This is a genomic window from Miniphocaeibacter halophilus (assembly GCF_016458825.1).
GTDB lineage: Bacteria > Bacillota > Clostridia > Tissierellales > Peptoniphilaceae > Miniphocaeibacter > Miniphocaeibacter halophilus.
In genome coordinates this window covers 1,527,132-1,542,929 of sequence record NZ_CP066744.1, presented here as the reverse complement: position 1 = coordinate 1,542,929, position 15,798 = coordinate 1,527,132, and the positions used below count along the sequence as shown (strand labels likewise).

14 protein-coding genes are annotated in these 15,798 nt (G+C 28.2%); 2 read left to right on the top strand and 12 right to left on the bottom strand.

The window, feature by feature from the left end:
- Positions 1–2: 2 nt before the first annotated feature.
- From JFY71_RS07590 to JFY71_RS07555, 8 genes are all read right to left on the bottom strand, one after another.
- Positions 3–893, bottom strand: coding sequence for a sugar ABC transporter permease (locus JFY71_RS07590; RefSeq protein ID WP_243660208.1), 891 nt, complete (start codon positions 891–893; stop codon positions 3–5).
- Positions 894–2,975 carry an ABC transporter permease subunit gene (locus JFY71_RS07585; RefSeq protein ID WP_243660207.1) on the bottom strand — a complete coding sequence of 694 codons (2,082 nt, stop codon included), beginning with the start codon at positions 2,973–2,975 and terminating at the stop codon, positions 894–896.
- Between the two features lie 12 nt (positions 2,976–2,987).
- Complete coding sequence (locus JFY71_RS07580) at positions 2,988–3,332, bottom strand: hypothetical protein (protein ID WP_243660206.1); 345 nt, start codon at positions 3,330–3,332, stop codon at positions 2,988–2,990.
- Between the two features lie 109 nt (positions 3,333–3,441).
- Complete coding sequence (locus tag JFY71_RS07575) at positions 3,442–4,770, bottom strand: sugar ABC transporter substrate-binding protein (protein ID WP_243660205.1); 1,329 nt, start codon at positions 4,768–4,770, stop codon at positions 3,442–3,444.
- Positions 4,771–5,016: 246 nt separating this feature from the next.
- Entirely contained in the window at positions 5,017–5,343 is a 327-nt protein-coding gene (locus JFY71_RS07570; protein ID WP_243660204.1) for a YerC/YecD family TrpR-related protein, read from the bottom strand.
- A gap of 15 nt (positions 5,344–5,358) precedes the next feature.
- Positions 5,359–7,029 carry a formate--tetrahydrofolate ligase gene (locus tag JFY71_RS07565; protein WP_243660203.1) on the bottom strand — a complete coding sequence of 557 codons (1,671 nt, stop codon included), beginning with the start codon at positions 7,027–7,029 and terminating at the stop codon, positions 5,359–5,361.
- 175 nt (positions 7,030–7,204) lie between these two features.
- Positions 7,205–9,034: a translational GTPase TypA gene (gene typA, locus JFY71_RS07560; RefSeq protein WP_243660202.1), complete on the bottom strand. Its 1,830-nt coding sequence runs from the start codon at positions 9,032–9,034 to the stop codon at positions 7,205–7,207.
- 72 nt (positions 9,035–9,106) lie between these two features.
- Complete coding sequence (locus JFY71_RS07555) at positions 9,107–9,487, bottom strand: ATP-binding protein (protein ID WP_243660201.1); 381 nt, start codon at positions 9,485–9,487, stop codon at positions 9,107–9,109.
- A gap of 131 nt (positions 9,488–9,618) precedes the next feature.
- Here JFY71_RS07555 and rd point away from each other — a divergent pair, with 131 nt between their 5' ends.
- The gene (gene rd / locus JFY71_RS07550) at positions 9,619–9,777 is read left to right on the top strand and encodes a rubredoxin (RefSeq protein ID WP_243660200.1); all 159 of its coding nucleotides are present in this window, start codon (positions 9,619–9,621) and stop codon (positions 9,775–9,777) included.
- Positions 9,778–9,969: 192 nt separating this feature from the next.
- Here the strand turns inward: rd and yihA are convergent, their stop codons facing one another.
- The 3 genes from yihA to JFY71_RS07535 are packed head-to-tail and all read right to left on the bottom strand — an operon-like array spanning position 9,970 to position 11,575.
- On the bottom strand, positions 9,970–10,575 hold the full coding sequence (gene yihA, locus JFY71_RS07545; protein ID WP_243660199.1) for a ribosome biogenesis GTP-binding protein YihA/YsxC: 606 nt from the start codon (positions 10,573–10,575) through the stop codon (positions 9,970–9,972).
- 8 nt (positions 10,576–10,583) lie between these two features.
- On the bottom strand, positions 10,584–11,072 hold the full coding sequence (locus JFY71_RS07540; protein WP_243660198.1) for a ferritin: 489 nt from the start codon (positions 11,070–11,072) through the stop codon (positions 10,584–10,586).
- A gap of 20 nt (positions 11,073–11,092) precedes the next feature.
- Entirely contained in the window at positions 11,093–11,575 is a 483-nt protein-coding gene (locus tag JFY71_RS07535) for a ferritin-like domain-containing protein (protein WP_243660197.1), read from the bottom strand.
- A gap of 140 nt (positions 11,576–11,715) precedes the next feature.
- Here JFY71_RS07535 and JFY71_RS07530 point away from each other — a divergent pair, with 140 nt between their 5' ends.
- Positions 11,716–12,948: a S41 family peptidase gene (locus JFY71_RS07530; RefSeq protein WP_243660196.1), complete on the top strand. Its 1,233-nt coding sequence runs from the start codon at positions 11,716–11,718 to the stop codon at positions 12,946–12,948.
- Positions 12,949–13,187: 239 nt separating this feature from the next.
- Here the strand turns inward: JFY71_RS07530 and JFY71_RS07525 are convergent, their stop codons facing one another.
- Entirely contained in the window at positions 13,188–15,752 is a 2,565-nt protein-coding gene (locus tag JFY71_RS07525; protein ID WP_243660195.1) for a YfhO family protein, read from the bottom strand.
- Positions 15,753–15,798 lie beyond the last annotated feature (46 nt).

Sequence of the window (15,798 nt, the reverse complement as noted above, 5' to 3'; positions counted from 1 at the left end):
AATTACCCTTTTACTGATCCTGATGATAATCCAGATACTAATTGTTTTTGTAATGCTATAAACAACACTACTATTGGTATAGCAGTTAAAAGTCCTCCTGCTGCAAACGCTGGTTGGTTCATATTTCTTTCATCGTTAACCAGTGTAAATAGACCAGTTGCTAAAGTATATGTTTCCGGACTTGTCAACAATATCTTTGATATTAAATAATCCATAAACGGACCAATAAATGACCATAATGCAATTATTGACAGCATCGGTCTTGCTATAGGCATTATTATAAGTCTATATATTTGCATATTTGAACAACCATCTATTCTAGCTGCTTCATCTAATTCCGGTGAAATAGAATCTATATACCCCTTTAAAATAAAGGTATTTGAAGCTATTCCTCCTGCGGAATAAATTAAAACCAACATAACTTGTCTACTAAATATAGGAATTTTAGACTCTATTATTGATTGCATAGTAAAATATGCTGTAATCCCTACAAATGTAGGTATTACTTGTATTAACATTATAGCCATTAAGGATGCCTTCTTACCTTTAAATCTAAATCTAGAGTAGGCATATCCTGTAAAGGAAACAACTAATAATGTTACTAAAGCCGTTGCTACTGCAATTAAAATCGTATTTATAACCCAAGTTAAAAAATGAGTTTCCTTAAATAAATATTCAAAGTTTTTTAAAGAAAATGCAAACTCCGTATTTAACATTATATTTCTTCCTTGATTTCCATTAAAAGATGATGAAACCATTTGAAATATAGGAAGTACTATTGCTAAACTCCATAATATTAAAACTAAATAACTTACAAAAAGTCCTATTTTTCCGACTAAGGTTAAAGGAGGTCTATCTGATAAGTAAAGATTTTTATTTTTATTTTTTTTCATTTAAATATCCTCCTTAAAAGCTTTTGAATTTCTATATCCAATAAATGTAAATATCATTAACCCAATAGATATGAATATGGTTATTGCAGCTCCTACTGCTTGATATCCGTTTACCATTGTCAAATTATAGATATAGGATATGAGGATATCTGATGAACCTGCTAAATTACCATAATTTGTAGGATTAAATGGTCCTCCTTGATTAAATAAATAAATTATGGAGAAATTATTAAAATTAAATGTGTACTGACTAACAAGTAATGGTGCTGTTTGAAATAAAACCAATGGAATGGTAATTTTTGTCAATCTTTGTAAGGCTGTTGCTCCATCAATGTCAGCAGCTTCATATAAATCTCCAGGTATTCCCTGTAATACTCCTGTTGCCAATAAAAATATATATGAAGAACCTAGCCAGCCTTGTAAACATATCAAGGCAATTCTTGTAAGTACTGTACTATTTTTTATTAACACATCGGTACCAAATATACCTGATAGTATTTCTGTAATTGCGCCTCCTGGTGATGCCATAATACTGAAAAACATAATGGTTATAAAAGCAGGTACTGCCCAAGGTAATAGAAATATCGTTCTAAAAACCACTTTCCCCCTTATTCTTTCATTATGGGCTAGAAGGGCTAAAGCAAAACCAATAAAAATAGAAAGGGTTGTTGCTCCAAATGTCCAAATCAAAGTCCAAACAAGTATTTTCCAGAAAACAGAACCTGCCATTCCTTCACCTTTTAATAACATGGAATAGTTTTTAAATCCAATCCAGCTAAATTTAGATTGATGGTCTGGATCCATGTTTGTAAAAGATAGAAGTAAGGCTGTAGCTATAGGTACTATTACTATAAATACAATAAGTATTAAAGCAGGTATGCTTACAATATAAGGAAATCCGTTATTTTCTATATTATCCTTAGTTTCAAACCAGTTATTTTCCCGTACTCCTTTAAATTTATTCTTTAAAACACCATGTACATCTTTAAAGGAAAGAATTAATATTAAAACTGCAAAAACCAGTAATACAAATGCTATAATTCCCTCTATCATAAATATTAAACTCTTGTCTAGTCTAGCTCCGCCTTCTGCCAAACTTAGTAAACCGGATATTCCTGTTCCTTGATAGTTTCCAAATCCAAGATTATAGGGTATAGCAACACTATAAATGAATAAACTTCCTATTAAAAAGAATAACGATTTCATGTATTGTTTGTTTAAAATCTGTCCTAAGCCTGGTATTGGAATAGTAACAATAGCCTTCCAAGTATCCTTATTTTCAACTTCTACAGGTGTCTTTCTTCTAAGATCAGATATATCGGCATTTAATATTTTCTTTCTAGTTTTTATACCATCTTTAAATATAAATTCTATGGATTTTTTTAAATTAATATAGTATTTTTCCTTTGATTCAAAACTTTTTGTTTCAATATCGTCTTTAAATTTATATTTATATTGTTTTACTTCATTTTTATATGCTTTTTTTGATATAATTCCCTTATTTTTCTTGTCTTTTAATTGTAATTTCTGTTCTTCTAAAAGTTTTTTTCTATCTTCAATATATTCTTCTATTTCTTTTTTTACTATATTTTCTTGATTTTTATCAATATTTTTTAATTCTTCATTAATAAATCTAATATCTTTATTTAAATTATTATATTCTCTTATAATTAAAGGGAGTTGCTCTACTAATATTTTATTGCTCTTGTACTCTAATTCAAAATCATAACTTAAATCTACATATTTTTTATAAAATTCGATTTTCTCAATAGCCAATCTAAATTCTACATCTAGTTTCAACAATGATTTTGGTAAAATATTGTCATTATCCTTTTTATGCTTTTCAGCTAGAGTTTTTAACCCCTTTAAAAATTCCTTTTCTTCTTCTTTTGCCTTATTTAATTCTATAATATATTTATTTGAGTTCTTATTTGAAACTAACTCTTTTAATTTATTTTTATAATTAATGTCTTTTGTTTCTTCATATTTTTCTTGAAGCTCAGCTACTTCCTTTAAATATAAATTTTTTCTATCATGAGAATTACCAATGCTGTCATAAACTTTTGTTTCATAACCAACCAATGCCGAACCTCCTTACCTTAACTTTATTGACAATATATACATAAGTAATATTAATGTAGCAATAATACTTATATAAAAAAATATCGAGCCAATAAAAAATTCCATTATCTTCATTATTAAACTCGATAATAATAACAATACCCATACTGCCTTATATAACCAATTGATGTTTATTTTCTTATAGGTAAAAAATGTATATACCGATAAAATTATTGGAATTAATATACCTTGTAAATATCCAAGTAATCCAATTGTTATGAATTCATCATATTTTATATTATTACCTAATGTTTCTTTATACATTTGAAAATAATTTAAATCTTTAACAGCCATTAAAACTTGTAAAGATTCTGACAATATAATGATTCCCGACAATATTAGTATTACTGTTACTTGCTTAACCTCTAATTTTTTTCCCATAATATAATGAAATAAGAAGGAGTTAGACTCCTTCTTAACCCCTTTTTTATTGACCTATATTTGTCATAAAAGCTTCAAATGATGCTTTTACTTCGTTGTAAGCAGCTTCTGCATCTGCTGGTTTTACACTATTCCATGATAATATTGCATTTTCCCATGTTGTCCAAACATTATCTATTTCACTAAAAGTTGGACGAGCAACTGATTTTTCATAAGAGTCTATTGTTGCCTTTATAACATTTTTATCAGCATCTGATAAACCTGTTTTTTCATAATCCTCAACTGAAACATTTTCAAGTATTTTTCCTGTTGCTTTAAATAGATCTTCAGCATATTCCGGATTGATTAACTCTGCAATTAAAGCGTTAGCTAAAGCCATTTTATCTTCATCTACTTCAATTCTAGAGTTGATTACAAGACCCCAACCACTTTTCCAGTGCTTTAATGGTTTACCATTTACTGTTATCATTTCTGTTGAAACTACATCTAAATCCTTACCTTCATTTGTAAATTCTCCTAAACTATTCATAGCCCAAGGACCATCTAATCTTAATGAAGATTCTCCACCGCTTTTAAAACTTTCATCTATAAATGAATCTGCAGATGATTTATCTAGAATTGGACTGTTTTCTTCAGAATTTCCCTTCCAATAATTATATAATGCTTCAAAAACAGCTTGTTTATCTTCTGATAATTCATTGTAAGGAGTAGTTAAATCCGTAGTTAATTTACCATCATCTTCTTTAGTAAGTAAATTAATGTCTGCAGAGTTTAAAAATGCAACTCCAAACCACAAGTCATGAATTTTTGTTACAAAATCGTTTTGTTTTAAGTCGTTAAATTCTAAAGCTTTTGAATAGTCAACTCCCTTTGCTTCTGCATTTGCTTTATTTGCATATACTACAAGAGTTTCTATATTGTATGGAAATCCTAAATAGTCTCCATCAACTTTAAAGTTTTTTCCAATACCATTATCCAAATCCTCATAACCACTTACTTTAGATTTAATATATTCTGTATCTACAGCTCCAAGTACGTCATTTTTAACTAAACCGCTAATTCTATCGATTGGAATTGCAAAAACGTCTGCTACGTCTTTGTTTGTTCCATCAGTTTGATCAATAACGTCTATATGATCAAATGCACCTTTTTCTATTATATTAATAGTTGCATCTGGATTATCTTTTTTAACTCTTTCTATTGCACCATTGTAATAATCCATCCATTCCTTTTCTGCTTGTACAGATATTTCTGCATTAATTCCCTTTGCTTCTCCTGAAGAGCTTGGTTTCTTCTCTCCTTTTCCACCACAGGATGTTAAACCTAAAGTCAAAGCTAACACCATACTCATACCTACAATTAATTTCTTCTTCATACTTTCCTCCTTGTTAATATTAAATTAATATAGCTTTTAATAATCTTTTACCCAATATTAAACTATTTAACATAATAATATTAATTAAAATAAAAAATTATTAAATAAATGTTATTAAATTAACATTACATTTATATAATACAACTGATTCTAAAATAATTCAATAAAAAAAGTGCTAATGGATTTATTTCCACCAACACTATTTTTATTAAATCAAAATTATTTAAGTTATTGTTTTATATTGAATTATTTTTTATTCTTTTTCTTTCTTTCTAAATCCCTTGCTATTAAAGTATCTAATACTAATTCATAACCTTCCGCTCCATAGTTTAAACTTCTGTTTACCCTACTTATTGTAGCTGTTGAAGCACCGGTTTCCTTTTCTATTTCATTATAGGTTTTTCTAATCTTTAATAGCTTTGCTACTTCCAATCTTTGAGTAATTGAATGTAATTCTCTTACAGTACAAACATCTTCAAAAAATTTATAGCAGTCCTCTTTATTTTTCAACATTAAAACAGCATCAAAAAATTCGTCAATTTGTTTGCTTTTAATTCTCGACTCATCTGTCAAATAAATCACCCCTTATTAGAACAATCCAACAATTTCTCCAGATTCTAATACATCAATATTATTAGCAGCAGGAACCTTAGGTAATCCAGGCATTGTCATTATATCCCCTGTTAAAGCTACAACAAAACCCGCTCCTCTAGAAACTCTTAAATCCCTAACTGTTACTGTAAATCCTGTTGGTGCTCCTAGTAATTTCGGATCATCTGAGAAGGAATATTGAGTCTTAGCCATACATACTGGATAATTGTCAAGTCCTAAGTCAGATATTTCTTTTAATTTCTTTTTAGCTTTTGAAGTAAAGTCTACTCCGTCTCCACCATAAATATCTTTTACAATGGTTTCAATTTTTTCTTCAATTGATTTATTATCATCATATAAATAATGGAATTTATTTTCACTTTCTTCTATTTTATCTACTACTACTTTTGCAAGTTCAACAGCGCCTTCGCCACCTTTTGCCCATACATCACAAATAACTGCAACAGTACCTGCTTTAACTGTTAAATCCTTTAATAATTCTACTTCTTTATCTGTATCTGTTGGGAATTTATTTATTGCTACAACTACAGGTATTCCATAACTTGCCATATTTTTAATATGTCTTTCTAGGTTAGCAAATCCTTCTGTTAAAGCATCTAGATTTTCTGTTCCTAAATCAGCTTTAGCAACTCCTCCATGATGTTTTAAAGCTCTTACTGTTGCAACTACAACTGTTGCATCTGGAGTTATTCCACCTAATCTACATTTAATATCGAAGAATTTTTCAGCTCCTAAGTCTCCACCAAATCCTGCTTCAGTAACTGTATAATCGCATAATTTCATAGCCATTTTTGTTGCTACAACTGAATTACAACCATGAGCAATGTTTGCAAATGGTCCACCATGTAATATTGCCGGAGTATTTTCCAAGGTTTGAACTAGATTAGGATTTATAGCATCCTTCATTACTAATGCTACTGCACCTTGAGCCTTTAAATCCTTTGCATATATTGGTTCTCCTTCATAACTATATGCAACTAAAATATTACCAATTCTTTCCTTTAAATCTGAAAGACTTGTACTTAAACATAATATTGCCATGATTTCTGAAGCAACTGTTATGTCAAATCCATCTTCTCTAGGTACACCATTAGGTTTTCCACCTAATCCAACTACAATATTTCTTAAAGCTCTATCATTCATATCGAGAACTCTCTTCCAAAGAATTCTTCTTGGATCTATTCTTAATTCATTTCCTTGTTGTAAATGATTATCTAATAATGCAGAAATTAAGTTATGAGCAGTTGTAATTGCGTGGAAGTCCCCTGTAAAATGCATATTAATATCTTCCATAGGCACTACTTGTGCATATCCACCACCTGCTGCTCCACCTTTAACTCCAAAGCTAGGTCCTAATGAAGGTTCTCTTAAGGCTGAAATAGATGATTTACCAATTCTATTTAATCCCATTGATAAACCTACATTCATAGTTGTTTTTCCTTCTCCTGCAGGAGTAGGGTTTATAGCTGTAACCAAAATAAGTTTTCCGTCTTCTTTGTCTTTTAATCTATCTAATAGACCTAAGTCTATCTTTGCTTTATAATTACCATATAGGTAAAGATCATCACTGTCTATTCCTAAACGTTTGCCTACTTCTAATATTGGATCCATTTTTGCTTCTTGAGCAATTTGCACATCTGTTTTCATTAATTAGCCTCCTCATTGTAATTATCTCTATCATATATAATAACAACTTTTGCAAAGTAAAGCAATAGTTTTAGTTTATAAAAATATATATCTTCACTCTAATAGTTGATTGTTTTTTGATTTTTCTTAACAAAGAAAAAAGGCGAACTTCAGCCTTTTCATAGCTAATGTCGCCTTATTTACTATTCTTTTTTGACTTATATCTTTTTTCTGAATTCAATATTTTTTTTCTTAATCTAAAATTTTTTGGAGTTATTTCTACTAACTCATCTTCTTCGATAAATTCCAACAGTTCCTCTAAACTCATAATTTTAGGCGGTGATAGCTTTAATGCTTCATCGGCTGCTGAGGACCTAATATTGGTTTGAGCTTTTTTCTTGCAAACATTTACCTCTATATCTAATCCTTTTGGATTTGATCCTATAACCATACCTTCGTACACTTCTTCCCCAGGTTTTATAAATAAAATTCCCCTACTTTGTGCAGAATTAAGTCCATAGGCTGTAGCGGTTCCCGTTTCATAGGATATTAAAGAACCTGTACTTCTTCTAGGTATTTCACCTTTGAACTTTGCGTATTCCTTAAATTCAGAATTTATTACTCCACTACCCTTTGTATCTGAAATAAACTCTTGCCTGTATCCTATTAAACCTCTTGTTGGAATTTCAAAAACCAATCTTGTATAGCCACCTTGTGATGGTTTCATGTCTTTAAGCTCAGCTTTTCTCTGTCCGAGTTTTTCAATTATAGTTCCTACAAACTCCTCATCAACATCAATTACTACAGTTTCTATAGGTTCTAATAATTTACCATCTTCATCTCTCTTATAAAGTACTTCAGGTTTTGAAACTTGAAACTCATAATCTTCTCTTCTTAAATTTTCAATTAATACTGAAAGATGTAGTTCCCCTCTACCACTAACTCTAAAGGAGTCAGTACTATCTGTATCCTCAACTCTTAAACTAACATCCGTTTCTAACTCTTTGTAGAGTCTATTTCTAATTTGTCTACTTGTTACATATTTTCCTTCTCTACCTGCAAAAGGGCTATTGTTTACAATGAAATTCATTGAAAGAGTAGGTTCCGATATTTTTACAAAAGGTAAGGGTCTTACGTCTTCCTCGGAACAAATAGTATCTCCAATATTTATTCCTTCAACACCTGTTACTGCAATTATATTTCCTACTGATGATTCACTTACTTCAACTCTGTTAAGACCTTGAAATTCATATATTTTTGTTATATTTATTTTTTTATCTACACTTTTGTCATTATAATTTACTATATGTGCTGTGTCATTTACTTTTATACTGCCGGATTCTAATTTACCAATACCTATTCTACCAACGTATTCACTATAATCCGTTGTTGAAATTAACAATTTAAACGGTTCGTTAATGTCGCCTTCCGGAGCAGGTATATAATCTATTATAGTATCTAATAAAGGAGTCATGTCCGTATATTTTTCATTAGGATCTTTAGTAGCATAACCTTCCCTAGCTGAAGCATATATAAATGGAGAATCTAAATATTCTTCTCCTGCATTTAACTGTATGAATAAATCCAGTATTTCATCTACTACTTCATCCGGTCTAGCTTCTTCCCTATCTATTTTATTTATACATACTATTGTTGGTAAATTTAATTCAAAAGCTTTTTTAAGAACAAATTTAGTCTGAGGCATTGGTCCTTCAAAAGCGTCTACTACTAATACCACTCCATTTGCCATCATTAAAACCCGTTCAACTTCACCACCAAAATCCGCATGTCCCGGAGTATCTATTATATTGATTTTGTAATCCTTATATTCAATCGCCGTATTTTTAGACAGAATAGTAATTCCTCTTTCTTTTTCAATATCATTACTATCCATTACTCTATCTTCAACTTCTTGATTTTCCCTAAATATTCCACTGGTTCTTAATAATCCGTCTACTAATGTTGTTTTCCCATGATCGACATGGGCAATTATTGCAATATTTCTTATATTATTCTTTAATGTCATTTAATCAATCCACTTCCTATAAAATCTAACTTTTACAGTATATCACAAAATCAACAAAAAAATAGAAGCAAATTATAAATATAATTCTGCTACTATTTCATTTTTGTTGAATATTAAATTATCTGTCAACTTTTTTACTATAAGTAATCCTCTACCACAAGTTTCACAGTCTTCTACTTTAGCAGTAATTTCTTGTTTCACTCCCTCACCTTGATCTTTTACCTTCATGATTATTTTATTATCTACTATTTCTACCGATAAAGAGATTTTCTTTGAATAGTCGTTTTTATTGCCATGCTGTACACAATTTACTAAAAGCTCTGTAATAATTAAACGAATGTCATATATTAATTCTTCATCATCAAAATAATTTGTTAATTTATTTATGAAGTCTTTAGTCATATGAGTAGCATTTAAAATACTGCTGCAAGCACAATCCTCATATATATTCATAATCATCACCATTATATATTTACCCTAAAAGAAAAAATAATCACAATATATAAAATTTAAAAACTATTGTTTAATTTCTATTTTTAGGGTATAAATAGTTTGTATATAATTTGAAAGGAGGAGTGTTGATTATGAAAAGATATGTATGTCAACCTTGTGGATATATATATGACCCAGCAGAAGGTGATGCTGACGGAGGAATAGCTCCAGGTACAGCTTTTGAAGATTTACCAGAAGATTGGGTTTGCCCAGTATGTGGTGCCGGTAAAGATATGTTTGAAGAAGAATAATCAAAATTAAATATCTTTAAATATAAAAGTAGACATAATTTAAATGTCTACTTTTTTTGTAAAATAAATATTCGTAAAATAAAAAAATATAGATAAACATAATATTTTAATATTGTTTCAAATATAATTACTAGGATTTTTAAAAAATGAATATCTTTATTTTTTTATATTTATACATAAACAAATACTAATCTACTCTTCAAATCCTGAACCGTATTTTATTATATTTTCTATTTGTTCTCTTATAATATCTATATTTATCTTTTTTTCTGAACTAAATGGAATTATTAAATCCCTATCCTTTATATTTAAAGCCTTCATTATAATGTCGATATTTGTTTTAAATTTAGACTTTGAAATTTTATCGGCCTTATTTGCTATTACAAAACCTGTAAAATCATAGGATAAAATCCAGTCATACATCTGTTTGTCATTTTCAGTTGGCTTATGTCTAATATCAACAATTAAAATAGTCTCATAAAGATTTTTTCTATTATTTAAATATGTCTCAATTATTTTTGCCCAATTTTCCTTTTCGGTTTTTGATACAGCTGCATAGCCATATCCTGGTAAATCCACCAGTCTAAACTCCTCATTTATATTGTAGAAATTAACAGTTCTGGTTTTTCCAGGTTTTGAACTGGTTCTTGCAAGGTTTTTCCTATTTATTACAGCATTAATAAAACTCGATTTTCCAACATTTGACCTACCTGCAAATGCTATTTCAGGTAGGTCATCAACTGGATATTGATTTAATGTTGCAGCTATTGTTTCAAGTCTACTAGATTTTATTTTCATAGTAATTATTATTGTCTTTGAGCCATTTCACCATCAAAAATATAAAGTCCTGATATACTTCCGTCAATTCTTTCAAGTCTAGTAATAATAGCTTCAAAGGATGCTTCTTCTTCAACTTGTTCAGTTATATACCAAGATAATAAATCTTCAGATGCATAATCGCCAATTTCTCTAGCTTCATCAAATAATTTTCTTATTCTTGAAGTAACAACTTTTTCATGCTCTAAAGCTGCTTTAAATATTTCTTCTAAATCCTTATAATCTGATTTTGGTTCTCCTATAGCTTTTAGCTTAACATCATAGCCAACTTCTAATAAATAATCTTTAAATTTATCTGCATGCTCTATTTCCTCTTCTTCTTGTTTATATAGGAAATTTGCATATCCGTTCCAATCATTTATTTCACACCAATGAGCCATAGCTTTATAAATATATGCTGACTCTAATTCGAAATTATATTGTTCATTCATATTATCAAGTAATTTTTTGTTATCCATAATATTAATATCTCCTTGTTTTATAATTTTGCTAATGAGCTATTTAATATAAATAAGCCATTAGATTTTTTTCCTATTCTTTTCATTCTTAGCTCTAAAGGTTCAATATAAGATACTACCTTTGTTTGATTTGCTAATAGGTTTTTAAAGAAAATTTCAATTTCATAATTTTTTTCTTCCCTTGCCTTTAGAACAATTTCATCATATTTATTACATAGTTTTTTTTCTGTTTTAACTACAGCTTTAATAACATCCTGTAAATTTTCAATGCCATTTTCAATCTTATCCATTTTTTCAAATGAAACTACATATCCTAATTGTCTTAAATAGTTCTCTATTATTTCAGAGTCTTTCAAAGCATACATAGACTGCTTATTCAGCAAATTAGAGAACCCTTTCCAACCATTACGATCAGTCCAAGATTTCATGGATCTATAATAAAGATAATTATTTAAATTATAATTTATTAGTTCATTTGCATTATCTAGTACATTCTTATCCATTGCATCTCCTTCTTTCTTTATCTCTACTTAATACATTATACCCTTTTAATTATTTTGTTAACAAGTTTAATTTAAATATTATTTAAGTTTATAGTATAATAATAACTATCAAATAATTAATAATATCCTAGGAGTAGTGTATGAAAAAGAAGCGTAGAAGAAAAAACAAAAAGAACAATTTGTTTCTAATATTTTTCTATATTGCTATTTTTGTAATAGCTTTTCTTTTATTTGATCCTAGTAAATTTTTAAAGGGAAAAAAATCAGTTGAAAACAAGGCAACTTTAACTCATTTAACTGAAAAAGATAAACTAGAAGAATTTAATTTTATAATGAAACTATTAGAAGAAGATTATCCCTACCTAGCTATAAATGAAAAATATTCTGAAGTTAATCTTAGTCAAATAAAAGAAAAATACGAAAAACTTATTATAGAAACTAAGGATGACATAAATTACGAAAAAATTTTATCAGATTTTTTCAAAGAATTTAATCAGCCTAATTTATTTCTATTAAATTCTGATGATTATTATTTATACAAAGAATATGAAGAAATCAATGGTAATTCACCTTGGTATGATGTTTTAAATTCTGAAATGCCTACATTGCGCTATGGGGAATATAAGAATAACTTTAAAAATAGCAACTATTTTAGCGGACTTTCCATGACAATTCTTTTAGAAAATAAAATTGCCTACATAAAAATAACGGATTTCAGTCCCCTATTTGTTGAGACGGATAAACCCCTTATTGAGAATTTTATTAATAGTATTATGGATTATCCTTATTTGATAATAGATATAAGAGATAACCAAGGGCAATCTATTGAATATGTTTTAAATAATATAGTGGAGCCGTTAGCACACGATACCCTTGTAATGAATTCCCTTATTCTTGAAAGAAATGAAAATCATCAAGAATTTTTAAATTATTATAATTATTTACCTTATATAACAATAAAAACCGATTTTGAAAAATCATCACAGCTAAAAGATACACCTATTTCCAATGATAACCTTGAAAACTTTCCTCTTTATAGAGAATACAATATAAGAATTGAAAAAAAAACCAATTTTAAAGGTGAAATATTCTTATTGCAAAATAGAAATACCAGAAATGCCGCTGATTTTTTTAGTCAGTTTTCAAATATTACAGATTTTGCAAGTACAGTTGGTCAATTTACCGGTGGAAATGGGGTTAACTTAAATACGGCTTTTATAGAACTTCCTAAAAGCGGTTTTGTTCTTTCAATGCCAGTAGGTATGGGAATAAATGAAGAAGGTTCACCTAATACTGAATTTGGCACATATCCTGAAATAAGGGTAGACGAGGAATCAGATGCCTTAAATATTTTACTTGAAATGTTAAATTAAAAAAACTCCAGACTATATTTAGTCTGGAATTTTTTATTTGGTCTTTAATTTAAAATTATCTAATAAACCATTAAATGATTTCTGAGCCTCGTGTTCATTATTTATAACCTTATAAAAAGATCTGTGATTTCCTATTCGATATAGAATAATTTCTTCAATTTTGATATTTTTAATTATTTCTATAAATAGCTTTAAGCTATCCAATATCATATAGTAATCTATTTTTCTATACTTAAGTTTTACTCTATTATAAACATTTCTTTTTCATTTTCTCTTTTTATAATAAACACAAAAACAATAAGAGAAAATATAGATATAGCAACTCCTTCTTTAAAACCTACCGGTGTGTATTTAAATTCAATTATATGTTCTCCCCTATCTAAATTCAAGCCTACAAAAGCATCTTTAAATGGTTTAATCTCTGTTTTATTACCATCTACATATGCTGTCCATCCTTCATTATAGGGAATTGAAGTAAATAAATACCCCTTATTTAAAGCGGTTATTTTCATATTTACTTTTCTAGAGCTATATTTAACTGAACTAGCAGATTCTTCTTTTAGGATTTTGTATCCTTCATTAAACACGTTTTCATCTAATAAGGCTAATTTTAAACCATAATCTCCATCATCTTCCGATTTGATTTTTACTATAAAATTTACTGTTTCTCCCTTTTCAAAATATCCAACAGACATTACCGATTTTCTTCTTGCATCTAGGGTTATTTTTTCTCTGTTGCTTTCTGCTATTATTTTTTCATCTTCTACTTTATCCGTATCTACATAATAATATCCACTCTCAGGTATTATATATTCTATATTGATTTCTCCTTCAGTATTATCTGCTAAAATTGTATAATCATAATTTCCATTACTATGTTGTTCTAAGTTTATTCCTGAAGATGTAGCCTTGTTTTTCTCTATTAGGGTAAATATGTTTTCATCTAGGCCTGTAAAGGACTTAAAAATTGTATTTTGATTTTCCAATAGGGTACTATAATAATTTTCAAATAAAGCTTCTTCCTTTATCATAAAGCCTAACGGTAAGCTTTTATTATTTTTATATAGGAAAACATTGTTTTTACTTTCTAACAAGTCAATATCAAAATTTTCATATAGTTCTTTTTCTCTAGAAATTAAATAATCTATATTTAAAATACCATTTGTTAATGGAGAACCATAGCTATAAAAATATCTATTTCCAATAGGATATGATGGAATACCAATCTTTTCTAAAAAAGTAGATACTCTTGCATCTATAGTTGATGAAAACAAAGCAACTCCATTATATTGGTATAAGGCCGGATCATTATAAGTAAACCTGTCTAGAATTTCCATTCTATAAAAATCATTTCCTTTTTCTTTTTCTACCTTATCTACGAAATAATCAATTTCTTCTTTATTTGCATTAAAAATACCATGGTCAGTTTTTCCAGCTGTACTTACTCCAATATATGTATTTGCAAATACTTCTGCAATAATTAAAAAATATAATAAAAAGGATACTACTACTCTGTATTTAATCCTATTGCTGTAGATTAATAGTAAATAAATTAGTAAAACTACAACATTTGCAATTAAAACCTCTACTGTCCTATTACTTCCTAAAAATATGACTACTCCTAAGGCTATTAAGGAAATAGAAATATATTCTCTCTTCTCGAAGTATTTAAGATTTTTATAACCTTTGTAGGCAATAACCACTAGAACAAAGGATAATATAAATGTAAATCTATAGGGAAGCATGTTAGTATATCTAAATCCATGCCAAATATAATTTAAAATATTTATATTTGTACTTAAAATCAAAAATACTATTACTATTAAAGATAGTATTTTTTCTTTAATTTTAATTCTTCTTGACAGAAAATATGATATTGATAAAAATATTGTAATTAGTCCGGAATATATATTAGGTAAGCCTTCTCTTACTGTAGGAAAGTTAAATGCTAAAAAATTAGACAAAATATCTGTAAAAGAATGATAGGTTTCAATATCTCCCATAAAGGGACTGGCTGTTTTAAAAACATTTGTTAAGGTAATTGCAGCGGGAATTAAAATCCAAGAAAATAAACCAGCAGCTAATATTGAAGCTCCCAGTATTTTAAATCCTCTTTTTATAAAATCTAAAAATCTTACTCCTACATTTATTGAGTAAAAAACATAAAATATTACTGCAAATATGCTTACAAAAATACTCATATAATAATTTGTAAAAAAACATAATGCTATGGAAATAATATAGATTTTAAATTTATTTTTTATTATTATATTTTTTAAACCTAATATCACCAAAGGAAATAGAGCAAAAACATCTATCCACATAATATTCCAATAATAGCCTGCTATAAAACCACATAAGGAATATAATAGCGAAAAAATTACTAAAGAATAGTCTTCCTGCTGATAAATGGATTTTAAGTAAACAGAAAAAGTAACTGCTGCTATTCCTACTTTAATTGCTATTAATAAAGCAAAAAAAATACTAAGCATAGATTCAGGAACAAGAATCGTCAATAAGTTTAATGGACTTGTACAATAATAGGCCATAAGGGAAATAAAATCCGTTCCTAACCCTAAATGCCAGCTAAAAAAAATTGACTCTCCTTTTAAAATTTTCCCTCTTAACTCTAACATAAAATGATAATATTGATGGTAGGCATCAATAACTAAAATTTGATTGTTACCAAAAGGATAAAATCTAGAGACTATAAATATTATCAGAAAAATTATAATCGGAATTACAAAAGATAATATATGAAAATAATTTTTTTTATTTTCAAGTCTTTTTAATTTTTCTATCATAATAACTCCTAAAAATAAATATATCTTAAAAATTAAGAGGATAGTC